Raw genomic sequence first — 23,003 nt, 5'->3', positions numbered from 1 at the left:
TGCCAGCCGAACGCAGACCGCTTGACCCGAGACATAGAATCTCTCCCCGAAGGGGAGAGGGGAAGTCGGCCGTATGGCCGACCGATCCGGCGTTGAGTCGTAATCTGAAGCCACCGGTTTTAGCCGGTGTAGCATTAACACTCTGTGCCCCTGTGCCTCTGTGGTTGATTCCTGATTAATACGGCCAGGCGAGGGCGAGGCCGGCGGCCAGCAGGACGGCGAACACGGCGCGGCGGAAGCCGGCCTCGTCCACGCGCCGGTGCAGCACCTCGCCCAGGATCACGCCCACCGGCAGCAGGGGCAGGTAGGCGGCCACGCGGGGCAGGGCGGGCCACAGCGAGCCGTCGACCAGGAAGGCGGCGGTGAGCAGCGAATTCAGCGTGAACCAGACCACGATCAGGGTGGCGCGGAAGCGGGCCTTGTCCAGACGGGCGCCGCTCAGGGCGTAGACCAGCAGCGGGCCGCCGGAGGCGAACAGGCCGTGGGTGACGCCCGCCGCGAGGGTCCAGCCCTGGGTCCACACCCGGCCGCGGGCGGCCGGCAGCGGCGCGCGCACGCTGCGCCAGAGCTCGCGCGCCGCGAACCAGACGATCAACAATCCGAACAGGGTCTTGAGCGCGGCGTCGCCCAGCCAGGGATGCAGCAGGTAGCCGGCGGCGGTGCCGGCGGTCATCGCCGGCAGGATCAGCCGCAGCAGGGCGTCGCGGTCGGCGTGACCGCGCAGCCGCCAGGCCAGGAAGCCGGTCATCACGATGTTCAGCGGCACCAGCACCGGCAGCATGGCCTCGATCGGCAGCACCAGGGCGCCCAGGGACAGGGCGATCACGATACTGCCGAAGCCGGTCATGGCCTCGGTGGTATAGGCCAGCAGGATGAAGGCGCCCAGCAGAAGCCAGGGGGATGTCGCTAGTTCGGCGAGCATGTCGGTCAAGGCACTAACCACGGAGGCACGGGGGCACGGGGAATAAAAAGCTTGAAGAAGATGAGTGCCAAGAAATTAACCACAGAGGCACAAAGGCACAGAGAATGCGAAGACTTGAGGAAGATGAATGGCCAAGGTGTTAACCACAGGGGCACAGAGGCACAGAGAATATGAAGGTTTGAGGGAGACGAACCTCGAAGCTGCAAGAGCCATCGGGCCTTTTGGCTTTTACTCGTCTTTCTGGCTTCGCTCCGTGCCTCTGTGTCTCTGTGGTTCATCTTCATTTCGATAGCTCGGACGCGAATCGACGCGTCATCAACCGCTGGTAGAGGTCCGGCGCCAGCCGCCAGAGCAGGCTGCCGAAGCGGCTGACGGCGTCGCCGTGGATGCGGCGTTCGCCGCGGTCCCAGCCGCGCAGGATGCGGTCGGCCATCCATTCGGGGGTGCGCATGGCGCCGGTGGTGGAGCGGGCGTGCGCGGCGGGTGTGCCGTCCGCGCCCAGGGCGTTGGTCTCGATGGGCGTGGCCAGGAAGCTGGGATAGACCATGAGGATATGGATACCGTCGGCGGCGACCTCGCCGCGCAGCACCTCGAAGAACTGGCCGAAGGCGGCCTTGGCGCTGCAGTAGCCGGCGCGGCCGAGCACCGGCATCCAGCCGGCCATGGAGCCGATGTTGATCAACCCGCCCCGGCGCGCGCGCAGCAGCGGCAGCAGGGCCAGGGTGAGGCTCACGGGCGCGTCCCAGTCCACCGCCATCACCCGGCGCAGCACCGCCGGGTCGGTGTCCGCGGCCAGCGAGCGGTGGGTGATGCCGGCGTTGTTGACCAGCAGGTCGAGCCCGCCGATGTCGCGTTCGATCCAGTCGGCCAGGGCCTGCCGGGCGTCGCCGTCGGTGAGGTCCAGCGCACGGTGCGCCACGCGTGCGGCATCCTCCGCGGCAAGCTCGGCGGCGCGTCTTGCCAGGCCGTCGGCGTCGAGATCGGCGAGCAGGACGCGGTCGCCGCGGTCGAAGAAGCGGCGTGCCAGCACCCAGCCCAGGCCGGAAGCGGCGCCAGTGACCAGGACAGTGTTCATAGCTGCCCCCGCTGCCGGGCGTGCTCGATGAAATGGCGGAAGGTCTCCTCGGAGGTCTTTTGCGGCCGGTAGCCGAAGTCCTCCTTGAGGCGGCGGTTGCACAGCACCGGCCGGTAGCGCAGGAAGTCCACCTTCTCCGGCGTGTGCGGGGTCAGACCCAGGCGGTGGCCGAGCCACAGCGCCGCCTTGAGCGCGCCGGCGGGCACGCGGCGCACCGGCTTGCCGAGGATGGCCGCGACCTGGTCGATGGTCAGGGCGCCGTCGCCGGCCATGTTGTAGATGCCCTCGGCATCGGCCTCCACGCCCCGGGCGATCGCCTCGACCACGTCGCGGTCCCAGATGAACACGAAGGGCGAGGCCGAGCCGGCGATGGCGAGCACCCGCGGGCGCTCGAACAGCCGCGTGATCTGGTTGCGGGTATGCGCGCCGAGCACCGTGCCCGGCCGGAACACGAGCTGGCGCAGCTCGGGGTGGCGTTCGCGATAGTCGGCCAGCATCTCTTCCACCCGGCGCTTGTGGTCGGAGTAGGCGAACTCGGGATTGCCGCGCAGCGGCGCGTCCTCGTCGATCCAAGCGGGGTTGTCGGGATGGTAGCCGTAGGCCGCGCCGGAGCTGGTGACCACGAGCTGGCGCACGCCGGCGGCCAGGCAGGCGTCGAGCACGTTGCGGGTGCCGTTGACGTCGATGTCGTAGTCGCGCTCGCGGTCGCCGGAATCCTCCAGCACCGCGGCCAGGTGCACGACCTGCTCGATGCCGAGTTCGCGCAGCAGGTCGGCGAGCCCCGGGTCGCGGATGTCGGCCTCGATGTAATCGCAGGGCGGGCCGTCCGGCCGCCGGATGTCCAGGCCCGTGACCTGGTGGGTCCGCGCCAGGCGCTCGGCGAGCTGGCGCCCGATGTAGCCGGCGGCGCCGGTGATCAGGGTATGTCGTGTCATGTCGCGGTCGCCTCCGCCGGGTGCCGGGCCCACCAGGAGGCCAGCGACAGCCCGGAGATCAGGTGCCAGACGCCCCAGAAGGCGGTGATCAGGATCATGCCGCCGGCATCGGGATAGAACGTGAACAGTATCGCCAGCCCCAGCCCCGAATTCTGGATGCCGACCTCCATGGTCACCGCCCGCCGGTCGGGCACCGGCAGCCGGGCTAGCCGGCCGGCCAGGGCGCCGACCCCCAGGGCGGCGGCGTTGTGCGCGATCACCAGCAGGGCGAAGCGGTCGGCCTCGGCCAGGAACAGGTCGACGTTGTTGGCGAAGGCGATCGCCACGAAACCGAACAGCACGGCCAGGGAGACCAGGCGCATCGGTTTCTCGGCGCGGGCGGCCAGACGCGGGGCGCGGCGCGCGCTCCACATGCCCAGCAGCAGCGGCAGGGCCAGCACGCCGGCCACCAGCAGCAGGATGTTGCCGGGGTCGATGGCGATGTCGGTGACCAGTTGCCGCGTGTCCGGGTTGAGCCAGCCGTAGAAGGCGAAGTTGAGCGGCGTCATCACCGTCGCCGCCAGGCTGGAGACCGCGGTCATGCTCACGGACACGGCGACGTCGGCCTTGCCGATCCAGGTCATGATATTGGAGAAGGTGCCGCCCGGGCAGGCGGCGACCAGGATCATGCCCAGCGCCAGCTCCGGCGGCACGCCAAAGGCCCAGGTGCCCAGGCAGGTGGCCGCCGGCAGCAGCAGGAACTGCGCCGCCAGGCCGATCAGCGGCGCCCGCGGGTCGCGCAGGATGCGCCGGAAGTCCTCGACGCCCAGCGACAGCGAGACGCCGAACATCATGCACGCCAGGATGACGTTGAGCGCGATCAGGTTGCCGGTGCTGAATTCGATCTGTTTAGTCCTTTATTGATGAACCACAGAGGCACAGAGACCACAGAGAGAGAATTCCTGCGGAAAACCGGAAGAGCGAATCGTTGGCACTTAGTGGCCGGGTATCAGCTTGTTTTTTCTCTGTGCCCTCTGTGTCTCTGTGGTTAAAAAACGTGCTTCATAAATCGGATTTCAAGCGCGCGACGTGCGCGCGGACTTTCTTGAGATAGCTTTCCTTGTGCACGTAGTAGGCCATGCGTTCGAGCTTCAGGTAGTCGTAGCCGCCGTCCACCCGTTCGCCGGCGTGAGCCTTCTTGGTCCGCTGCAGCTCGCGGGCGGAGTCGGCGCCGGCGGCGAGCTGGCGCAGGTACAGCGCCACCAGCTCGGCCTGTTCGTTGCGGCCCTCCCAGCCCAGGCCGGCGGCCTCGATCATGCCCATCACGAACAGATTGTCGTACTCGGGATGGAAGACGTTGAGGTACAGGTCCGGGGCGCCGCCGTCGCCCCAGTTGAGCTCGGCGTCGTCGATGAAGGGGTAGTGCAGCTTGTAGCCGGTGGCCAGCAGGATCAGGTCGTAGTCGGCGCTCGCGCCGTCGGCGAAGGTGACGGTATGGCCGGCGACCGACGCGATGTCCCCGCGCGGCGTGATGTCGCCGTGGCCCAGGTGGTGCAGGACCAGCGAGTTGATCACCGGGTGCGCCTCGTACATCCGGTAGTCGGGGTCCGGCAGCCCGTAGTCGCTGGGTTTGCCCACGACCATGCGGATCAGCTTGGCGTCCAGCCGCTGCTTCAGCGGCTTGGGTAGTTTGAACCGGCCGCCGAGGGTGTCGGTGGGCTTGCCGCCGATGAACTTGGGCAGGAAGTAGTAGCCGCGGCGCACGGACAGGTCCACGCCGGCTGCCTGATGCACGGCGTCCACGGCCATGTCGCAGGCGGAGTTGCCGCAGCCCACGATCAGCACCCGCTTGTCGCGGAACAGCTCGGGCGAGCGGTAGTCGCAGGCGTGGTGGAGCTCGCCGGCGAACTCCCCCGGCAGCTCGGGACGGTTGGGATGGTGCAGGGTGCCGTTGGCGATCAGCACGCCGTCGAAGACGCGCTCGCGGCGCTCGCCGCCGGCCTCCGTGGTCACGCGCCAGCGTTCGCCGTCGCGTTCGACGGCGACTACCCACGTTCCGAATGCGTAGCGATCGTAGAGGCCGAAGTGGCGGGCGTAGTCGCGGAAATAGCGCCGCATCTCGCGATGACTGGGATAGGGCGCCACGGCCTCGTCCATGGGGAACTCGGCGAACTCCGTCATGTGCTTGGAGCTGATCAGGTGCGCCGACTCGTACATGGTGCTGTGGGGGTTGTCGATGTCCCACAGGCCGCCCACGTCCGTGTGCCCCTCGAAGCCCACGAAATCCAGACCCTGTTTCTGCAGATTGCGTGCGGTGGCCAGCCCCATGGGACCGGCGCCGATGACGGCGTACATCGTGGCGATTCCTCTCCCGCCTCCGCGCCCTCGGGGCGGAGGTCCCTGTATCGTTCTGCTACTGTTCGGCACTCTAGCCTGATGCGCGCGGGTTGTAATGGCCGATTCGGGACGACATGGCGGTTAATTCGGGACAGGTGGCGGCCGGGCCCACCGTGACCGTGCGGTTCACCCAGGCGATCCTGCAGACGGCCGAACGCCTGGGGATCGACTTGCCGGCCGACCTGGTGGCGGCGGTACGCGGCGAGGAACGGGTATCGCTGGAGGTGCAGGACCGCCTCTGGGACGCCTTTTGCGGGGCCGCCGACGACCCGCTGATCGGTTTGGAGTTGGGTTTGGCGTTGCAGGTCGGCCATCTGGACGCCGCGGGCATGGTCCTGATGACCTGCGAGACCTTCGGCGAGGGCGTCGAGGCCCTGCTGGAGTACCACCCGGTCGTGGGCGAGGGCGGCGACTTCGAGTTGCGTGCCGAGGGCGCCTCGCGGGCGCTGGTCTACCGGCCGCATTACCGTCTGCGCCGCGCCGAGCGGGTGGAGGCGGTGCTCGCCTGCCTGCTGAACCTGAGCCGCTGGAGCACCGGCGGCGCCTTCCGCGCCGAATCCGTGACCTTCGACCACGCGCCGCTGACGGCGCCCCGGGACTACTCGGAACGCCTGGATGTCCGGGTGGCCTTCGAGACCGGCGAGAACGCCCTGCGTTTTCCCGCCGCCGCGCTGGACCTGCCGCTGATCCAGGCCAACCCGGCCCTGTGCCGTCGCCTGCACGAATTGGCCGCCGCCCAGCTCGCCGGGCTCGGCGGCGGCTCGCTGAGCGCGCGCGTGCGGCATCTGCTGCGCGAGCATCCGCGTTGGGGCAAGGAGCGCGTGGCCGAGTGTCTGGGCATGAGCGGCCGGCATCTGGTCCGCAAGCTGGGCGACGAGGGCGCCAGCTTCAAGCTGCTGCGGGCCACCGTCCTGCAGGCGCTCGCCGAGGACGAGCTGCGCGCCGATCGCCGCACCGCCGAGATCGCCGAGCGCCTGGGCTTCTCCGACGAGAGCGCCTTCGTGAAAGCCTTCAAGCGCTGGACCGGCACCACGCCGGCGCAGTTCCGCGATTCGGATTGATGTCTTCCATGAAAATGAACCACAGAGGCACAGGGGCACAGGGCTCAAGACGCAAGAACATCCAAAAGAGATAAAGAGGGTCAAGCACAAGTCAGCCTTAGAAGGCTTTTGAATTTCTTTCTCTCTGTGCCCTCTGTGTCTCTGTGGTTAAAAAAACGCTTCTCTTCGTGCCCCTGTGCCTCCGTGGTTCACATGGGCGGGGGTAAGCGTCTGGGTTACGGCCATGCCGGGCGGGCAAGTCCGCGACCCTGGCCCGGTGCCGGAGAAACGTTACACTGCGCCATCCGACACGCCGATCCATAACGATGAAGAACGTTCTCGTCTCCCTGTTCGAGCGCACCGTGCTCAACCGGCCGCTGATCGTGGGCCTGCTGGTGGTGCTGCTCGCCGCGTCCTGCGTGTACCAGGCGCAGGATTTCCGGCTCGACGCCTCGGCCGACTCCCTGGTGCTGGAGCACGACGAGGATTTGGCCTTCTATCGCGAGGTGCGGGCGCAGTACGGCTCGGACGATTTCCTGGTGGTGACCTACACCCCGGAGGCGGATCTGTTCACGCGGCCGGTGCTGTCGGAGCTGGGCGAGCTGCAGGCGGCGCTGAAGACGGTCGAGGGCGTCACCGAAGTGACCAGCATCCTCAACGTGCCGCTGATCGACAGCCCGCGTGTGACGCTGTCGGAGATCCAGCGTGGCGTGCGCACCCTGGCCGATCCCGACACCGACCCGGCGCTGGCCCGCGAGGAATTCCTGACCAGTCCGCTTTACAGCGACCTCCTGCTGAGCGACGACGCCCGCACGACCGCGATCCTGGTGACCCTGGACCGCGACGAGCGTTACCACGAGCTGCTGGAACGCCGGAACGAGCTGCGCGAGAAGCGGCGTAACGGCGGCCTCGAAGCCGCCGAGGCCGAGCGGCTGGCGCGCGTGGCCACGGTCTTCGATGACTACAAGGGCCAGCAGCAGGCCGAACAGGCCGAGCTGATCGCCACGGTGCGCGGCATACTGGAACGCCACCGCGACGGCGCCCGCATCCACCTGGGCGGCGTGCCCATGATCGCGGTGGACATGATCGACTTCGTGCGCAGCGACATCCAGGTGTTCGGCGCCGGCGTCGGCATCCTGCTGATCCTGCTGCTGGCGGTGATCTTCCGGCGCGTGCGCTGGGTGCTGGTGCCGGCGGCGATCTGCGGCACCGTGGCGCTGACCATGTTCGGCTTCCTGGGGGCGATGGGCTGGCACGTCACGGTCGTGTCCTCGAACTTCATCTCCCTGGTGCTGATCCTGACCCTGTCATTGATCGTGCATCTGGTCGTGCGCCAGCTCGAACTGCACGCCGAGCGCCCCGACGCCGACCAGCGCACCCTGGTGCGCGAGACCGTGCGCAGCAAGTTCGCGCCCTCGCTGTTCACGGTGCTCACCACCATGGCCTCGTTCGCGTCGCTGGTGGTCAGCGACATCCGGCCGGTGATCGATTTCGGCTACATGATGGTCTGGGGCGTGGCCATCGCCTTCCTGCTGGTGTTCCTGATGTACCCGGCGGCGCTGGTGCCGCTGAAGCCGGGACGCCCGGTGCTGGGCGACCGCGACCTGACCGCCGGCATCACCCTCGGCTTCGCGCGCGCGATCGAGCGTCACCGCGGCGCCACCTGGCTGATCTACGGCGTCGTGGTGGTGCTCGCGGCGATCGGTATCGGCCGGCTGGGCGTCGAGAACCGCTTCATCGACTATTTCAAGGAATCCACCGAGATCTACCAGGGGATGCTGCTGATCGACCGCAAGCTCGGCGGCACCACGCCCCTGGACGTGGTCCTGGATCCGCCCGCCTGGTACTTCGAGGAACAGGAGGAGTACGGCGGCGCCGAGGGCGGCGGCATCAGCGCCAACAGCTACTGGTTCAACAGTTTCGCGCTGGAGGAGCTGGAGCCGATCCACGAGTATCTGGACTCGCTGCCGGAGACCGGCAAGGTGCTGTCCATCGTCACCACCATGGACATGCTCACCCACATCAACGGCGGCCGGCCGCTGGACAACTTCACCCTGGCGGTGATGTACGACCGGCTGCCGGCGGAGATCAAGGAGACGCTGTTCGAGCCCTACATGGCCGAGGACGGCAACCAGGTACGCTTCAGCATCCGGGTGATCGACTCCGCCGAGAACCTCCGCCGCGACGAGCTGCTCGCCAAGATCCGGCACGACCTGGTCGAACGCTTCGACCTGGAGCCGGAGCAGGTCCATCTTTCCGGCATGCTGGTGCTCTACAACAATGTCCTGCAGAGCCTGTTCCGCTCCCAGGTCCTGACCCTGGGCGTGGTGTTCGCCGCGATCATGGCGATGCTGTTGGTGCTGTTCCGTTCGCCGCTGGTGGCGGTGGTCGGCGTGATCCCGACCCTGGTGGCGGCCGGCTCGGTGCTGGGCCTGATGGGCTGGTTGGGCATCCCGCTGGACATCATGACCATCACCATCGCCGCCATCACCATCGGCATCGGCGTGGACGACACCATCCACTACACCCACCGCTTCCGCGAGGAGGTGGCCCGCGACGGCGACCACTGGGCCGCGGTGCGCCGCGCCCACGGCTCGGTGGGCCGGGCGCTGTACTACACCACGGTCACCATCACGCTGGGCTTCTCGATCCTGGTGCTGTCGAACTTCGTGCCCACGATCTACTTCGGCCTGCTCACCGGCGCGGCCATGGTGCTGGCCCTGGTGGCCAACCTCACCCTGCTGCCGCTGCTGCTGGCCCAGTGCCGGGCTTTTCGTGGTTTAGTTCGAACTGACTGAAAACTAACCACAGAGACACAGAGAGCACAGAGTGAAAGAAGGTTAAAAATCAAAAAACTCTGTGTCCTCTGTGTCTCTGTGGTTCATCTTCCTAGCCAGACCGCGCGGCGTTCTCCAGGGTCTCCCAGCGTTCGAAGGCGGTCTCCAACTCGGCCTCGAGCTCGGACAGGCGCTTGCCGGCCTCGGCGATCTTGTCGGGGTTGCCGGCATAGCGTTCGGGATCGGCGAATCCCGCCTGCAGTTCGGCGATCTCCGTCTCCAGTGTCTCGATCCGGCCGGGCAGGGCGCGTAGCTCCTTGCGCTGGTCGGCGCTCAGCGCCGGGCGCGGCTTGGCGGGCTTGGGCGACGGTCGGGGCTTTTTCGGGGCGGTACTGTCCGCCGGCGCCGGCGCCGGCCGCTGACGCAGCCAGTCGCTGTAGCCGCCGGCGTATTCGCCGATGCGGCCGTCGCCCTCGAACACCAGGGTCGAAGTGACCACGTTGTCGAGGAAGGCGCGGTCGTGCGAGACCAGCAGCAGGGTGCCTTCGTAGGCCACCAGCCGCTCCTCCAGCAGTTCCAGGGTCTCGATATCCAGGTCGTTGGTGGGCTCGTCCATCACCAGCAGGTTCGCCGGCCGCGTGAACAGCCGTGCCAGCAGCAGCCGGTTGCGTTCGCCGCCGGAGAGCACCCGGGTCGGCGAGCGCGCCCGCTCGGGCGCGAACAGGAAGTCCTGCAGGTAGCTCATCACGTGCCGGCTCTGGCCGTCCACGGTCACCGCGCTGCGGCCGCCGGCGACGTTGTCGGCCACCGTGGCGTCCGGGTCGAGGGCGGCGCGGTGCTGGTCGAAATGCGCGACCTCGAGGTTGGTGCCGAGTTCGATGCGCCCCGACTGGGGTGCCAGCTCGCCGAGCAGCAGGCGGATCAGGGTGGTCTTGCCGCAGCCGTTGGGGCCGACGATGCCGACCTTGTCGCCGCGCTGGATCACCGTCGAGAAATCCCGGACCACGGGGCGGCCTTCCCAGGCATAGCTCACGTCCTCGGCCACGATCACCCGCTTGCCGGAGCGCTCGCCGCTGTCCATCGCGATACGCGCCAGGCCGGACCGCTCGCGGCGGGCGCGGCGTTCCTCGCGCATGCGCTTGAGGGCGCGCACCCGGCCCTCGTTGCGGGTGCGGCGGGCCTTGATCCCCTGGCGGATCCAGGCTTCCTCCTGGGCCAGCTTCTTGTCGAAGGCCGCGTTGGCGTTGGCCTCGTCCTCCAGCAGCTTGGTCTTGCCGGCCAGGTAGCGGTCGTAGTCGCCCGGCCAGGAGGTCAGGCGGCCGCGGTCCAGGTCCAGGATGCGGGTGGCCAGCCGGCGCAGGAAGGCGCGGTCGTGGGTGATGAACAGCAGGGCGCCGTGCCAACCCAGCAGCAGTTCCTCCAGGCGCGCGATGGATTCGATGTCCAGATGGTTGGTGGGCTCGTCGAGCAGCAGCAGGTCGGGATCGCGGACCAGCGCCCGCGCGAGCAGCACCCGCCGCTGGCGGCCGCCGGAGAGGTGCTCGAAGCGGTCCTCCGGCGGCAGGCCGAGCCGGCTCAGGGTGGTCTCCACCCGCTGTGCCAGGGTCCAGCCGTCGGCGGCGTCCACCGCCGCCTGGGCGGCGGCCAGGGCATTCCCCACGTCCTCGCCCTCGCCCAGCCGCCGGGCCAGATCGTGGAAACGCGCGAGGGTGTCGCCGACGTCGCCCAGGCCGGCCGCGACCACCTGGTAGACGCTGCCCTCGAGCCCGCGCGGCACCTCCTGTTCCAGGCGGGCGATGCGCAGGCCGGGGCGGCACTCGATGCCGCCGTCCTCGGGCTCGATCTCGCCGGCGACGATCCGCAGCAGGGTCGATTTGCCGCCGCCGTTGCGGCCCACCAGCGCCACCCGCTCGCCGGCGTCGATGGCGAGATCGACGCCGTCCAGCACGGGGCGGTGCCCGTAGGCCAGCCGGATGTCGCGGAGGTTGATCAGCATCGGGGATTCCCGGATTGGGCGCGCGGCATTATAGGGCCAGTTCCCCGCGAAACCGAGGATGCTCCCAGACCGCCGGCACGTCCGCGGGCAGCGGCAACGGTCGGCCAAGCTTGAGCCAGTGCTGCTCCGGGCCGTGGAAGTCGGAGCCCACCGAGCCGTGTAGGCCGTGGCGGCGTGCGTCGTCGGCGGCCAGGGTCACGCCCTGGAGTGTGCTGTTGCCGCAACCGATCTCCAGGGCGTCGCCGCCGGCGCCGGTGAAGGCGGTGAGCATGCGTCGGCGCCAGGCGCCGGTCATGCCGTAGGCCAGCGGGTGGGCGAGCACGGCCACGCCGCCGGCGGCGTGGATCCAGCCGATCGCCTCGTCGAGGCCGGCCCATGCCACCCGGGCGTGGCCGGGTTTGCCGGGCTTGAGATAGCGCTTGAAGGCCTGTTTCACGTCACGGCAACGCCCGTCCTCGACCAGCAGGCGGGCGAAGTGACTGCGGGTGACCTGGCCGTCGCCGGCCAGTGCCCGGGCGCGCGCGGCGGCGTCGGCGACGCCCAGGCGCGAGAGTTTGGCCCCGATGGTCTCGGTGCGTTCGCGGCGCCGCGCCTGCAGCCCGGCGAGACCGTCGGCCAGGGCCGGCGCGTTCGGGTCCACGCCCAGGCCTACCACGTGCAGGGTGCGCCGCTGCCAGGTCACCGAGATCTCCGCGGCCGGCAGCAGACGGATGCCGTGCTTCCCGGCCGCATCCGCGGCCTCGGCCACGCCCGCCGTTGTGTCGTGATCGGTCAGGGCCAGCAGGGTCACACCCGCCTCCGCGGCGGCGGCGACGAGCGCGGCCGGCGACAGCCGCCCGTCGGAGGCGGTGGAGTGGGTGTGCAGGTCGATGCCGGGGCGGCGCACGGGTTCGGTCGGCGGTCGGGTGGATGCCGAGTGTAACGCGCCCGGCGCGCTTGTATCCGCCCGGCGCGGCCCCAATCCTATCCCGGTAGCCAACGCCACCTGTGGAGACGGTATGCCCACGCGCGATCTCGAAGCCTGGATGTGGTCGGAGGCGGTCCGCATGCTGGACCGCGCCGAGCGTATGCAGCGCCGCATGTTCCGGCCGGGACCGCCGCGCCGGCCGCAGTGGGAGCCGCCGGTGGATGTCTACGAGACCGCGGACGCTTTCTGGGTGGTGGCGGCGTTGCCCGGCGTGAGTGCCGACAACGTGGCGGTCGAGATCGCCGAGGGCGTGCTGGTGATCGCCGGCGAGCGCCGCATGCCCGAGCCCGCACAGCGCGGCGTGGTGCACCGGGTCGAGATCCCCCATGGCCGCTTCGAGCGGCGGCTGGCGCTGCCCGAGAGGGCGCTGGAATTCGCCGGCCGCGAGCTGGTGGACGGCTGCCTGTTCCTGAAGCTCAAGAAGGTCTGACCATGTCCGCCGACGAGACTGTGACACACGAGGACACCGCGCCCGAGGCCCCGGAGCGTGCCGCGCCCGAGTTGCGCGAGGACGAAGTCATCGTCGTGCCGATGCGCAACGTGGTGCTGTTCCCGGAGCTGGTGATGCCGGTGAGCATCGGCCGGCGGCGCTCGATCGCCGCGGTGCAGGCGGCGATGCGCGCCGAACGTCCCCTAGGCCTGCTGCTGCAGAAGGAGGCCGAGACCGAGGAACCCGGCGCCGGCGACCTGTACACGGTGGGCACGCTGGCCAACGTGCTGCGCTATGTCACCGGCAACGACGAGCAACACCACCTGATCTGTCAGGGCCAGGGCCGGTTCCGGGTGCACGAGATCACCGAGCGCGACGGCTACCTGGTCGCGCGTGTCGAGACCCTCGACGAGCCCGAGGAGGACGGCAAGGAGATCGAGGCGCGGATGATGAACCTGCGCCAGCGCGCGGTGGAGGCCCTGGAGCTGCTGCCCCAGGCCCCCAGCGAACTGGTCAACGCCGTGCGCACGATCCCGTCGCCCGGCCTGTTGGCGGACGCGGTCGCGGCCTACCTGGACCTGAGTCCGGCGGACAAGCAGTCGGTGCTGGAGACCGTCGAGCTGACGCCGCGCCTGGACAAGGTGCAAGGCTTCCTGGACTACCGGGTGGAAGTGCTGCGGCTGTCGCAGCAGATCAACCAGCAGACCCAGGACCGCATGAACGAGCGCCAGCGCGAGGCGATGCTGCGCGAGCAGATGCGCTCGATCCAGAAAGAGCTGGGCGAGGACGAGGGCCGCGCCGAGGAAGTCCGGCGGCTGACCGAAGCGGTGGAGGCCGCGGACATGCCCGAGGAGGCGCGCGAGCAGGCCGAGCGCGAGCTCAAGCGCCTGGAGCGCATGCCCGAGGCCTCGGCCGAGTATTCCATGGTGCGTACGTACCTCGACCTGATGGTGGAGCTGCCCTGGTCGACCCTGTCCGAGGACAAGCTGGATATCGACGCCGCGCGCCGCATCCTGGACGAGGACCACTACGGCCTGGACCGCATCAAGCGCCGCATCCTGGAGCACCTGGCGGTGCACAAGCTCAATCCCGAGGGCAAGAGCCCGATCCTGTGCTTCGTGGGGCCGCCCGGCGTGGGCAAGACCTCGCTGGGGCAGAGCATCGCCCGGGCGATGGGCCGGGAATTCGTGCGCGTGTCCCTGGGCGGCGTGCACGACGAGGCCGAGATCCGCGGCCACCGCCGCACCTACATCGGCGCCCTGCCGGGCAACATCGTCGGCGGCATCCGCAAGGCCGGCACCCGCAACCCGGTGTTCATGCTCGACGAGATGGACAAGCTCGCGGCCAGCATCCAGGGCGATCCCGCCTCGGCCCTGCTGGAGGTGCTGGACCCGGCGCAGAACGGCACCTTCCGCGACAACTACCTGGGCGTGCCTTTCGACCTGTCCAAGGTGATGTTCATCGGTACCGCCAACGTCCTGGACCAGATCCCGGGGCCGCTGCGCGACCGCATGGAGGTGATCGAGGTCCCCGGCTACACCCGCGACGAGAAGGTCCAGATCGCGCGCAAGTACCTGGTGGCGCGGCAACTGGACAACGCCGGCCTGGACGAGTCGCAGTGCCGGATCACGGACGATGCCCTGCGGCGCATCATCGCCGATTACACCCGCGAGGCCGGGCTGCGCAACCTGGAGCGCGAGATCGGTGCCGTGGTGCGCCATGTCGCGGTCAAGGTCGCGGCGGGCGAGACCGGTGAGCGCACGGTCGACGCCGACGACCTGCGCGCGATCCTGGGCGCGCCACGCTACGAGGACGAGGTGGCGATGCGCACCAGCGTGCCCGGCGTGGCCACCGGCCTGGCCTGGACCCCGCACGGCGGCGACATCCTGTTCATCGAGGCCAGCCGCGCGCCCGGCAACGGCCGGCTGATCCTCACCGGCCAGCTCGGCGACGTGATGAAGGAAAGCGCCCACGCCGCGCTCACCCTGCTCAAGGGCCGCGCCGAGGCGCTGGGCATCCAGTCGGTGGATTTCGAGCACAGCGACATCCACGTGCATGTGCCCGCCGGGGCCATCCCCAAGGACGGCCCCAGCGCCGGCGTGGCGATGTTCACGGCGCTGGCGTCGCTGCTCACCGACCGCACCGTGCGTCCGGACGTGGCCATGACCGGCGAGATCACCCTGCGCGGGCAGGTTCTGCCGGTGGGCGGGATCAAGGAAAAGACCCTGGCCGCCCACCAAGCCGGCATCCGCACCGTGCTGTTGCCGGAGCGCAACCGCAAGGACGAGGAGGACATCCCGCGGAACGCCCGCGAGGAGCTGGACATCCGCTGGGTCGCCGACGTCGGCCAGGCCATCGATATCGCCCTGGAGCGGTCCGCCGGCTGAGTCGCCGCGGTTTCCCCCTTTTAGAGGGCCCCAGGGGGAGGCCCGCCACCGCGCAAATACCGCCGATCCAACCGCAGCCCCAGCGCCCCGAGCGCGATCAGGGCCAAACCGAAGCCGACCAGCGCCAGGGGCCAGCCCAGCGAACGGGCGAAGTGCTCGGCGGTGTAGTAACCGACGAAGCCCAGCAGGCCGAGCACGCTGACCACCAGCAGGCCGCGGCTGCGCAGGATCACGCTGAGGTAGAGCAGGGCGGCGGCCGCCGCCGGGAACAGCAACTCGGCCGGCCCGCCCTCCAGGATCTCGAACAGCGCCGCCTGGGCCAGGGCGGCGCCGGCCGGATACCAGACCGTGGCGGCGCCGGCCAGGCCGTGCCGGTCCGCGTGCACCGCCAGCAGCAGGGCGGTGGCGCCCACGGTGAGGCCGGCGTGGGCCGGTGGTACCACCGCGATCAGGTCCAGGGCCAGGGTCGCGGCAGCGAGCGCGAACAGCGACGCCAGGAACCAGGGCAGGGTGCCGCCGTGCGTCCGACGCACCGCCATGAACTGCACGGCCATGGTCGCGGCCGTGATCAGGCCGGCCACGCGCGCGTCGCCGCCGCCGCCCAGCTCGGCGAAGGCGACCATCATGCCGGTGGGCTCCAGGGCCGCGGCGATCAGCAGCAGCGGGGCCGCGGCCCCGGCGTAGCGGGCGTCGCCCCGCGCCGCCAGCGCCAGCACGAAGGCCGCCACGCCGGGGCCCAGGGTGATGACGATGCGGGCGGCGGCATTGAGGTCCGGCCACTGGATCGCGGCCAGGGCCACCAGGCCGGCGAACACGAACAGCCCGCCCAGGTAGCCGAATACCCGCACCAGCACGCCGGTGCCGCCGGGTTCGGCGCCCGCCATGGCGTGCCGGATCTCGTCGGGCGTGAGGTCGTGCGCGGCGGCGAGCCGGGCGATCTCGGCCAGCGCCCGGCGCCGGGCGCCGTCGTCACGGTCCGTCATCGGTGACCCAGCCCAGGAATTGCACGCCGTAGTGGCGGATGTGGCCGTTCGGGGGATTGAGCGGCACCCGACGGCCGTTCTTGGCCAGGACGATACCGTCGCGTCCCCCGCCCATGCCGAACACGACGCCGAACAGCCCCGGATAATGGTTGTCGCCGGAACGGAACCTGTAGCCGTCGGGCGCCTGCGGGTCGTCATCGACGTGCAGCCCGGCGAGGGCCGCGACGGGGACGGTGCGTGTCTCGCCCTCGCCGGGCGGGTCCGCCGGCGGTGTGATCGTCACCTCGCGTGCGCGGCCGCTGGCGTGGTCATAGCGATAGAGGGTGGGATCGCGCGGATGCGTCCGGCCGTCGGTGCCGTGCCAGTGCGCCACCACCCGCCCGTCCTCGACAGCGTATTCGACGCGAAGGCCGCCAGGCCCGGCGGGGGACGCGACCGGCCGGGTCGCGGTGAACACCGCGTCGTGCGCCGGTGGCGCGACCAGCCAGCGGGGGATGGCCGTGGCCGCCAGGAAGAAGGCGGCCACCAGCAGCGGCAGCAACACGGCCGCCACCAGGAACGGGTTATCCACCAGGGCCTTCCTGACACTCATGCGCTTCTCCGTTGTTCGCCGACGGGCCCTATTCGAACGACTCGTCGTTGTACAGCGCCAGCCACTTGAGCACGTCCTCGCGCCGGACCAGGCCCTCGATGCCGCCCGCCGCGGAGACCACCGGCAACTGGTTGATCCCGCGCTCGCTGAGCCGGATCGCGGCCTCGCTGGCGGGCTCGTCGGCGCGGACGGTGACCAAGCGGTCGGTCGGCATCATCACGTCGCGCACGCGGGTATCGGCGCGCCGCTCGCGCGGCAGCCGGCGCACGTCCGTGAGCGTGATCAGGCCGGCGAGCCGGCCGTCCTCGACCACGGGAAAGGCACGCTGGTCGCCGTGCAACAGGTGCCGGTCGATCAGCTCGGCGACGGTGATGTCGGGCGCCACGGCGGTGAAATGCGTGCTCATCAGACGCCGCATGGCCACATCGGCCAGGCGCGAGCGCACTAGCACCTGGGTGTAGCTGCCGCGGGCGGCGTTGTTGAGGAACCAGCCGATCAGGGCCAGCCACAGGCCGCCCACCGCCCCGGTGCCGAAGAACGGCACCTGCACGCCCAGGATCATGGCGAAACCGGTGCCGATCAGCAGCCAGGCCACGAGCTGACCCATGCGGGTGGCGTGGCGCGTGGCCGCCTCCATGCGGCCGGTGAGCCCCCAGAGCGCCGCGCGCAGCACGCGACCGCCGTCCAGGGGGAAGCCGGGCACCAGGTTGAACAGGCCCAGCACCAGGTTCACCGGGGCCAGCCACATGCAGATGGTGGCGAACGGGCCCAGCGCCGCGAGGGTCTCGCGCGGCGCGGACGGGTCGATCAGGGCGGGGTCGACCGTGAGGTTGGCCAATACCGCGAACAGCAGACCCAGCAGAATGCTCGTGACGGGGCCGGCGATCGCCATCCAGAACTCCGCCTTCCAGTCGCCCGGCTCGTCCTCCAGGTGCGCCATGCCGCCGAACACGAACAGGGTGATCCGCGGCACGGTCATGCCGTAGGCCCGGCCGACCAGGGCGTGCGACATCTCGTGCACCAGGATCGAGACGAAGAACAGCACGGCGGCCGCGAGCGCGGTGCCCCAGACAGTGGCCGGCCCCCAGTCCGGGTGCCAGGTCGGCAGCAGGCCCAGACCCAGCGCGGCCATGATCAGGAAAAAGATGATGGCCAGGCTCCAGTCCAGGTAGATGTCGATGCCGGCCAGGCGTCCGACCCGCAAACCGCTCGTCATCGCGATCTCCTTTGATTGTCATCCGCCCATACGGGGGGTGTTCGCCGTCTCGTCCCGAAGGGTACCGTCGAGGTTTTAACCGATTATTCGTGATCCGCCCCGGATTCGACATTCACCGGATGGCTCTTGGCCGGCCTATTGTTTCACGGCGGCGCCGAGTCAGGGGAGCACATGCTTCGTTTTGCCGCCCCCGAAAACGGCTTCTTTGTGGTGCACGGCGCAATAATGGATTTCGCGTTCGTTCGCCGTCATCCGGCTGTAAAGGCCGGTGCCGTCCCACTCGGCTATAGTGCCGGTCTGCGCGATACCCGCGAAAGGCTGTCTTTCCGGGCTCCTACACATCGTAGGAGAAAGCAGGTATCCGTTGCCGACATGATTTTGGTACATAAATTGCTCGGGTATCGGCTAGTCTGTGGTCGGTTGCTGCTCCCCGCACAATCCGGGTGCGTGACGTAAGCCGTTCGGCGCCGACCCACATAGCCTGGAGTATTGGCCATGGAGCAAACCACGGACACGGAGGTCGGGCCACCGGGCGATGGCGCGTCGGACGCGCCGTCGACGGGCGAGCGTCTGGCCCGGCTTTACGGCCGGCTGCGCAGCGGTGGCCGGGCGCGTCATGTCTATGCACTCGCCTACGACTCGGAGAAGCTGGCGACCGGCGGCAACGCGGGACTGCAGGAGGAACTGCGGCGTTCGCCCGCCTGTTGCCGTCTGCTCGACCGGGTCTGGGGCGTCGCCAGCTCGGAGTCGGCCGACGAGCTCTATCGCCGGGTCATTCGCTACTTCGACGGCGACGACAGTATCCTGATCCTCCGGCTCACACCCGAGTACTGCGCCTGGCTGCCGGTGAACGCCGAGGCGCGTACCTGGCTGCGTCGCCATATGTGATCCCGCACGCCGCGGTTGCTTGCCGGCCGCCGGCATGGTCCAATCGGACGCCTGCGAGGGGATCGGTGGGCCGGCACGGTGTCTCCGCCAGGGGATGCGCCGCGGCCCGGCCCGGTCATGGGCGATGCCGCCGTTGCGCTGTTGCAATCCGGCCGGCGTGGCCCTTTAATGGCCGGCTTTTCCGACAACCACGCAGGTAAAACGACTATGTGGCAACGCATCCTGATCGCGGCGGCCCTCGCCGGCACCGCCGGCCATGCCGCGGCGATGGACCTCGACCTGAGCCTGAGCGACGAGACCGCCGAGATCGGCGTCGTCGGCAATCCCCAGACCGGCGCCAGCGACCGGGCCGAGGCCGGGGCGGCGCTGTTCTTCACCGACGACAGCGACTTCGTCGGCTCCGGCTTCTGGCATATCACCGGCCGTCTGCGCGAGGGCTTCGAGCCGCTGAAATTCGGTGCCGGCGTGAAAGTCTACGGCGCCGATCTCGACGCCGCCGACACCACCGTGGGGGCGCTCGCCCTGGGCGGCTCGTTGCGGTACGACATCCCGAACCTGCAGGTGCCGCTGGCCGCCACCGTGCAGGGCCACATGGCGCCCGACATCACCACGACCGGCCGCGGCGACGGCATGACCGAGCTGGTGGGCCGTGTCGAGGCGCGTTTCGCGCGCACCGCCTCCGCCTACGTGGGTTATCGCTATCTGCGCTTCGACGTCGAGCACGCCCGCGACGCGCGGCTCGACACCAACTTCCACGTCGGCCTGCGCATGCAGTTCTGACGAGTCCGGGGGGCGCCCGCGCCATCGGCGCGGGCGCTCAAGCCCCGGCGGGTCGGGGCGCCAGCCGGGCGAACACCCAGCCGCCCAGCGCGCCGCAGGCCGCCAGCGCCGCGAACCCGAACACGCCGCGCGCGGCCGCGATCGGCGTGATCTCGAACAGCCAAATCATGCTCTGGATGGCGACGGCCACGGCCGTGGCGCCCGCCAGGGCGTGCAGTGTCGTGCGTGCGCCCGGGCGTAGTCGCGCGAGCAGGCCGCTGACCACGAATGCCGCGAGGAAGCCGGCCGCCACGATGGCGGCGAAGTTGGGGCCGAAACCCACCAGGTCGGCGCCGGTGGCGCGCAGCCGCACCTCCGGCGGCATGGGCGCGTCCAGGGCCTGCAACGCCGCCAGATTGAACTGGGTCTGCACCACCGAGCCGAGCAGGGCGGTGGCGAGCACCGCCGCCGCGTAGGCCGCCGTCAATGCCAGTATCTTGCGCATGGAGGTCCCCCGCTCCGGTATGGTTTGTGTCTGGCAGGATCGATCGATTGCCGGACAGGGGGAACATAACCGATGGGACGGATCATGCGCAGCGCCGCCGTTGCCGCCGGACTCGCGCTGGCGTGCGTCGCGGCGGCCGCGGATCACCGGATCGAGACCGTGGCCGAGGGCCTGGACCACCCTTGGTCCCTGGCCTTCCTCCCGGACGGCCGCATGCTGGTCACCGAACGCGCCGGGCGCCTGCGGGTGATCGCCGACGGGGCGCTGCGGCCCGAGCCGGTGGCCGGGGTGCCGCCGGCCTACGTCGCCAGTCAGGGCGGGTTGTTCGAGGTACTGTCGGACCCGGATTTCGAGTCCAACGGCCGGCTCTATCTCACGCTGGCCCACGGCGGCCCCGACGCCAACGCCACGCGTCTGGTGCGCGCCCGGCTGGCGGACGGGCGTCTGCACGACGTCGAGGTGCTGTTCACCGCGAAGCCGCCCAAGGACACGCCGGTGCACTACGGCGGCCGCATGGCCTGGCTGCCCGACGGCACCCTGGCCCTGGGCCTGGGCGACGGCTTCGACTATCGCGAGGCGGCGCAGAGGCGGGACAGCCACCTGGGCACCATCGTGCGCCTGAACGCCGACGGCTCGGTGCCCGCCGACAATCCCTTCGTCGGCGAGCCCGCTGCCCGCGACGAAATCCTCAGCTACGGCCACCGCAACATCCAGGGGCTGGTGTACGACCGCGGCCGCGACGTCCTCTGGGCGCACGAGCACGGTCCCCGCGGCGGCGACGAACTCAACCGCATCCGCGCCGGCGCCAATTACGGCTGGCCATTGGCGACCCACGGCGTGGACTACAACGGTGCCCTGGTGAGCCCCTATACCTCGCGGCCGGGCACCGAGCCGCCGGTGGTCCACTGGACGCCCTCCATCGGCCCGTCCGGTATGGCCCTCTACCAGGGCGACCTGTTCCCCGAATGGCGGGGTGATCTGCTGGTGTCCACGCTGGTGGAGCAAAGCGTGCGCCGGCTGGTGATCGAGGACGGTGCCGTGGTCCGCCAGGAAATCCTGTTCCGGGATCTGGGCGAACGTATCCGCGACGTCCGTGTCGGCCCGGACGGTGCCGTCTGGCTGCTCACCGACGCCGCCGACGGCCGCGTGCTGCGGGTGACGCCGGCGGGGGAGTGACGGGCCGAGGCAGCCTTCTGTCGTGGGCAGCGATCCATGTAAGCCTTCTCCCCTCGGGGGAGAAGGTTCGGATGAGGGGCCGGACCATTCGTCAAGGGTTGTTCCCCAACCCTCACCCCGGCCCTCTCCCATGCTTGGGAGAGGGGGAAGGAGGTCTTTGCCATGCTCGGGGGAGGGGGCGAGTGAGGGTTGCCCCGTCCCTTCGCTCACGCCAGGCAGTTGTGCACCACCGTGCGTCCCGGATCCGCCAGTAGGGACGGCGCGATATCCAGCATGCGTTTCACGGTGCGGGTGAAATGGGCCTGGTCGTAGAAGCCGGCGGTCACCGCCAGGTCGCTCAGGGAGCGGCCCTCGTCCCAGAGCGCGGCCGCCTGCCGCAGCCGCCGCCATAGCAGGTACTGGCGGACCGGCAGACCGAGCTGGGCCTTGAACAGGGCCATGAAGCGGGATTCGGACACGCCCGCCACCGCGGCCAGCTCGGCCACCGGCGGCGGCTCCGCCAGGCGGTCCTCCAGGTGCGACAGGACCGTCCGTATCCGCGGGTCCAGGGCCGGCGGCCGCGGCCGGTAGTCGCACAGCGCCGCCAGGATCGCCTCGACCCGCGCGAAGGCCGTGCCGCAGTCCAGGGTGCCCGCGAGCATCGCACGCAGGTCCGGCTCGAACCCGGTCAGGCGCTCGCGGGGCGGGGCGATCACCGGCGCGTCCCCGAGCAGCGGCCGCAGGCAGGCGAAGGCCGCGCTTTCGGGGTCGATCAGGATATCCACCAGGGGCCGGCCGCCCGTATCCACCGCCGAACGGGCGTTGGGCGCGATCAGGGCGAGCCGGTAGTCGCGTGGCCCCACGCCGTCCACGTCGAGGCGGAAGGGGCCGTCCACGGCGATGTGCAGCGAGGCCGGGTGATGGCGGTGCTTGCCGTTGCGCAACGACGGCGTGGCGTACAGCAAGAGTCCGTCCCAGAGATAGGCCTGGCTGCGGGGCGGGTCGTTCATGCGCAATAGATTCGTACAAGATTCGTGTTCGCAATAGGCGCAGAATGCCATGGCATCGGCTTCAAGAGGAGACACGAGACATGCGCGACCTGACCGAGCTGATGCGGGAATACCGCAAGACCCACCAAAACGCCACCAACCGGCGTATCCACATGATCTGTGTGCCGTTCATCGTCGCCAGCACCATCGGCCTGGGCTGGCTGGCGGGGCCGGCGCTGTTCGGGCTCGGCGGCGAGGTCGGGCGCTGGCTGAACGCCGGCACCGTCGGCGCGGCCCTTACCCTGATCTTCTATGCCCGTCTCGGCATCCGGCCGCTGATCGCCATGGTGTGCTTCTTCGCGGTCGCCATCGCCGCGGTCTGGGCGGTGGACGTCTCGCCGGCGCCGCTCTGGGCGGTGGCTGCCGGTATCTGGGTGGCGGCCTGGGCGGCCCAGATCGTGGGTCACGAGATCGAGGGCGCCAAGCCGTCGTTCACCGACGACATGGTGTTCTTCCTGATCGGTCCGCTGTTCATTCTGGAGGAGCTGGGCCTGCGTCTGCGCGGGCCGCGTGTGGAGAGCGCCACCGCGCGCGTCTAGGAGGGTGTTTACAAAACGTGGCGAGCAAAGGCAGATCGTAGGCCGGGATAAGCGAAGCGTTTCCGGCATCTCCCTGTCGAATATCACGACGGCGGAAAGCGTCTCGGCAAATAGCCAGCCAGAAAATTAACCACAGAGGCGCACAGAGGAACGCAGAGGAAACTGATTGTTGTCCCGGAAGCCGTAAAGAAGCCTGCCCCGGACACGATCACGGGTTTCAAGCGGAAGAGGCGGATAGCCCGCCAAGGTCCGTTGCCAACCCGGCAATTTGGTCGCCGGGGTGCTGCGCGGTCGGTGCCGTGCCGAGTCAAGGCATTTGTTTTTATCCGCAGATGGACGCCGATTAACGCAGATTGGTTGGAGACGCTCTTTAATCTGCGTATATCTGCGTAATCTGCGGATTATTTCTTTC

General features: G+C 69.6%; 20 protein-coding genes. 8 read left to right on the top strand and 12 right to left on the bottom strand.

Annotated elements, in window-relative coordinates:
- Positions 1-175: 175 nt before the first annotated feature.
- The 5 genes from PC39_RS06140 to PC39_RS06120 all read right to left on the bottom strand — a co-directional run bounded on the left by PC39_RS06140 (position 176) and on the right by PC39_RS06120 (position 5,266).
- The gene (locus tag PC39_RS06140) at positions 176-922 is read right to left on the bottom strand and encodes a sulfite exporter TauE/SafE family protein (protein ID WP_353252492.1); all 747 of its coding nucleotides are present in this window, start codon (positions 920-922) and stop codon (positions 176-178) included.
- 280 nt (positions 923-1,202) lie between these two features.
- A complete protein-coding gene (locus PC39_RS06135; protein ID WP_353252481.1) occupies positions 1,203-1,997 on the bottom strand; it encodes an SDR family NAD(P)-dependent oxidoreductase in 795 nt (264 codons plus the stop codon).
- Positions 1,994-2,932, bottom strand: coding sequence for an SDR family oxidoreductase (locus PC39_RS06130; protein ID WP_353252480.1), 939 nt, complete (start codon positions 2,930-2,932; stop codon positions 1,994-1,996). Before PC39_RS06130 ends, PC39_RS06135 begins: the two co-directional genes overlap by 4 nt.
- Complete coding sequence (locus tag PC39_RS06125) at positions 2,929-3,795, bottom strand: bile acid:sodium symporter family protein (protein ID WP_502950855.1); 867 nt, start codon at positions 3,793-3,795, stop codon at positions 2,929-2,931. Before PC39_RS06125 ends, PC39_RS06130 begins: the two co-directional genes overlap by 4 nt.
- Before the next feature lie 178 nt (positions 3,796-3,973).
- Positions 3,974-5,266: a flavin-containing monooxygenase gene (locus PC39_RS06120; protein ID WP_353252479.1), complete on the bottom strand. Its 1,293-nt coding sequence runs from the start codon at positions 5,264-5,266 to the stop codon at positions 3,974-3,976.
- A gap of 116 nt (positions 5,267-5,382) precedes the next feature.
- Here PC39_RS06120 and PC39_RS06115 point away from each other — a divergent pair, with 116 nt between their 5' ends.
- Both PC39_RS06115 and PC39_RS06110 read left to right on the top strand, forming a co-directional pair.
- Entirely contained in the window at positions 5,383-6,369 is a 987-nt protein-coding gene (locus tag PC39_RS06115; RefSeq protein ID WP_353252478.1) for an AraC family transcriptional regulator, read from the top strand.
- 305 nt (positions 6,370-6,674) lie between these two features.
- On the top strand, positions 6,675-9,146 hold the full coding sequence (locus tag PC39_RS06110; protein ID WP_353252477.1) for an efflux RND transporter permease subunit: 2,472 nt from the start codon (positions 6,675-6,677) through the stop codon (positions 9,144-9,146).
- A gap of 91 nt (positions 9,147-9,237) precedes the next feature.
- On the opposite strand, the gene PC39_RS06105 is transcribed toward PC39_RS06110, so the two are convergent.
- Together PC39_RS06105 and PC39_RS06100 are read right to left on the bottom strand one after the other, a co-directional pair.
- Positions 9,238-11,121 (bottom strand): ATP-binding cassette domain-containing protein, encoded by a 1,884-nt coding sequence (locus PC39_RS06105; RefSeq protein ID WP_353252476.1) that lies wholly within the window; start codon positions 11,119-11,121, stop codon positions 9,238-9,240.
- A 28-nt stretch (positions 11,122-11,149) separates the two neighbouring features.
- Positions 11,150-12,007, bottom strand: a complete 858-nt coding sequence (locus PC39_RS06100; protein WP_353252475.1) for a PHP domain-containing protein — start codon at positions 12,005-12,007, stop codon at positions 11,150-11,152.
- A 112-nt stretch (positions 12,008-12,119) separates the two neighbouring features.
- Between PC39_RS06100 and PC39_RS06095 the strand changes: the two genes are divergently transcribed.
- Positions 12,120-12,518 carry an Hsp20/alpha crystallin family protein gene (locus PC39_RS06095; RefSeq protein WP_353252474.1) on the top strand — a complete coding sequence of 133 codons (399 nt, stop codon included), beginning with the start codon at positions 12,120-12,122 and terminating at the stop codon, positions 12,516-12,518.
- Positions 12,519-12,520: 2 nt separating this feature from the next.
- Positions 12,521-14,905: an endopeptidase La gene (gene lon / locus PC39_RS06090; protein WP_353252473.1), complete on the top strand. Its 2,385-nt coding sequence runs from the start codon at positions 12,521-12,523 to the stop codon at positions 14,903-14,905.
- Positions 14,906-14,925: 20 nt separating this feature from the next.
- On the opposite strand, the gene PC39_RS06085 is transcribed toward lon, so the two are convergent.
- Genes PC39_RS06085 through PC39_RS06075 form a run of 3 tightly spaced genes read right to left on the bottom strand, consistent with a single transcriptional unit; the run spans position 14,926 to position 17,696 of the window.
- Positions 14,926-15,888, bottom strand: a complete 963-nt coding sequence (locus PC39_RS06085; RefSeq protein WP_353252472.1) for a DUF2157 domain-containing protein — start codon at positions 15,886-15,888, stop codon at positions 14,926-14,928.
- Entirely contained in the window at positions 15,875-16,480 is a 606-nt protein-coding gene (locus PC39_RS06080) for a hypothetical protein (protein WP_353252471.1), read from the bottom strand. Before PC39_RS06080 ends, PC39_RS06085 begins: the two co-directional genes overlap by 14 nt.
- Before the next feature lie 28 nt (positions 16,481-16,508).
- On the bottom strand, positions 16,509-17,696 hold the full coding sequence (locus PC39_RS06075) for a M50 family metallopeptidase (RefSeq protein ID WP_353252470.1): 1,188 nt from the start codon (positions 17,694-17,696) through the stop codon (positions 16,509-16,511).
- A gap of 495 nt (positions 17,697-18,191) precedes the next feature.
- Here PC39_RS06075 and PC39_RS06070 point away from each other — a divergent pair, with 495 nt between their 5' ends.
- Entirely contained in the window at positions 18,192-18,584 is a 393-nt protein-coding gene (locus tag PC39_RS06070) for a hypothetical protein (RefSeq protein ID WP_353252469.1), read from the top strand.
- Positions 18,585-18,791: 207 nt separating this feature from the next.
- Complete coding sequence (locus tag PC39_RS06065) at positions 18,792-19,364, top strand: YfaZ family outer membrane protein (RefSeq protein WP_353252468.1); 573 nt, start codon at positions 18,792-18,794, stop codon at positions 19,362-19,364.
- 37 nt (positions 19,365-19,401) lie between these two features.
- Here the strand turns inward: PC39_RS06065 and PC39_RS06060 are convergent, their stop codons facing one another.
- Positions 19,402-19,848 carry a hypothetical protein gene (locus PC39_RS06060; protein WP_353252467.1) on the bottom strand — a complete coding sequence of 149 codons (447 nt, stop codon included), beginning with the start codon at positions 19,846-19,848 and terminating at the stop codon, positions 19,402-19,404.
- A 72-nt stretch (positions 19,849-19,920) separates the two neighbouring features.
- Here PC39_RS06060 and PC39_RS06055 point away from each other — a divergent pair, with 72 nt between their 5' ends.
- Positions 19,921-21,024: a PQQ-dependent sugar dehydrogenase gene (locus PC39_RS06055; RefSeq protein ID WP_353252466.1), complete on the top strand. Its 1,104-nt coding sequence runs from the start codon at positions 19,921-19,923 to the stop codon at positions 21,022-21,024.
- A 206-nt stretch (positions 21,025-21,230) separates the two neighbouring features.
- Here the strand turns inward: PC39_RS06055 and PC39_RS06050 are convergent, their stop codons facing one another.
- A complete protein-coding gene (locus tag PC39_RS06050; RefSeq protein ID WP_353252465.1) occupies positions 21,231-22,013 on the bottom strand; it encodes a helix-turn-helix transcriptional regulator in 783 nt (260 codons plus the stop codon).
- Positions 22,014-22,093: 80 nt separating this feature from the next.
- On the opposite strand from PC39_RS06050, the gene PC39_RS06045 reads away from it, so the two are divergent.
- Positions 22,094-22,591 carry an Mpo1 family 2-hydroxy fatty acid dioxygenase gene (locus PC39_RS06045; protein WP_353252464.1) on the top strand — a complete coding sequence of 166 codons (498 nt, stop codon included), beginning with the start codon at positions 22,094-22,096 and terminating at the stop codon, positions 22,589-22,591.
- Positions 22,592-23,003: the final 412 nt, after the last annotated feature.

Source organism: Salinisphaera sp. PC39 (assembly GCF_040361335.1).
Lineage (GTDB): Bacteria > Pseudomonadota > Gammaproteobacteria > Nevskiales > Salinisphaeraceae > APNM01.
This window is presented reverse-complemented; position numbering and strand designations above follow the sequence as displayed.

Coding starts and splice junctions, on each gene's coding strand:
- PC39_RS06140 (WP_353252492.1), bottom strand. CDS start 922: ATGCTCGCCGAACTAGCGACATCCCCCTGGCTTCTGCTGGGCGCCTTC.
- PC39_RS06135 (WP_353252481.1), bottom strand. CDS start 1,997: ATGAACACTGTCCTGGTCACTGGCGCCGCTTCCGGCCTGGGCTGGGTG.
- PC39_RS06130 (WP_353252480.1), bottom strand. CDS start 2,932: ATGACACGACATACCCTGATCACCGGCGCCGCCGGCTACATCGGGCGC.
- PC39_RS06120 (WP_353252479.1), bottom strand. CDS start 5,266: ATGTACGCCGTCATCGGCGCCGGTCCCATGGGGCTGGCCACCGCACGC.
- PC39_RS06115 (WP_353252478.1), top strand. CDS start 5,383: ATGGCGGTTAATTCGGGACAGGTGGCGGCCGGGCCCACCGTGACCGTG.
- PC39_RS06110 (WP_353252477.1), top strand. CDS start 6,675: ATGAAGAACGTTCTCGTCTCCCTGTTCGAGCGCACCGTGCTCAACCGG.
- PC39_RS06105 (WP_353252476.1), bottom strand. CDS start 11,121: ATGCTGATCAACCTCCGCGACATCCGGCTGGCCTACGGGCACCGCCCC.
- PC39_RS06095 (WP_353252474.1), top strand. CDS start 12,120: ATGCCCACGCGCGATCTCGAAGCCTGGATGTGGTCGGAGGCGGTCCGC.
- lon (WP_353252473.1), top strand. CDS start 12,521: ATGTCCGCCGACGAGACTGTGACACACGAGGACACCGCGCCCGAGGCC.
- PC39_RS06085 (WP_353252472.1), bottom strand. CDS start 15,888: ATGACGGACCGTGACGACGGCGCCCGGCGCCGGGCGCTGGCCGAGATC.
- PC39_RS06080 (WP_353252471.1), bottom strand. CDS start 16,480: ATGAGTGTCAGGAAGGCCCTGGTGGATAACCCGTTCCTGGTGGCGGCC.
- PC39_RS06075 (WP_353252470.1), bottom strand. CDS start 17,696: ATGACGAGCGGTTTGCGGGTCGGACGCCTGGCCGGCATCGACATCTAC.
- PC39_RS06070 (WP_353252469.1), top strand. CDS start 18,192: ATGGAGCAAACCACGGACACGGAGGTCGGGCCACCGGGCGATGGCGCG.
- PC39_RS06065 (WP_353252468.1), top strand. CDS start 18,792: ATGTGGCAACGCATCCTGATCGCGGCGGCCCTCGCCGGCACCGCCGGC.
- PC39_RS06060 (WP_353252467.1), bottom strand. CDS start 19,848: ATGCGCAAGATACTGGCATTGACGGCGGCCTACGCGGCGGCGGTGCTC.
- PC39_RS06055 (WP_353252466.1), top strand. CDS start 19,921: ATGGGACGGATCATGCGCAGCGCCGCCGTTGCCGCCGGACTCGCGCTG.
- PC39_RS06050 (WP_353252465.1), bottom strand. CDS start 22,013: ATGAACGACCCGCCCCGCAGCCAGGCCTATCTCTGGGACGGACTCTTG.
- PC39_RS06045 (WP_353252464.1), top strand. CDS start 22,094: ATGCGCGACCTGACCGAGCTGATGCGGGAATACCGCAAGACCCACCAA.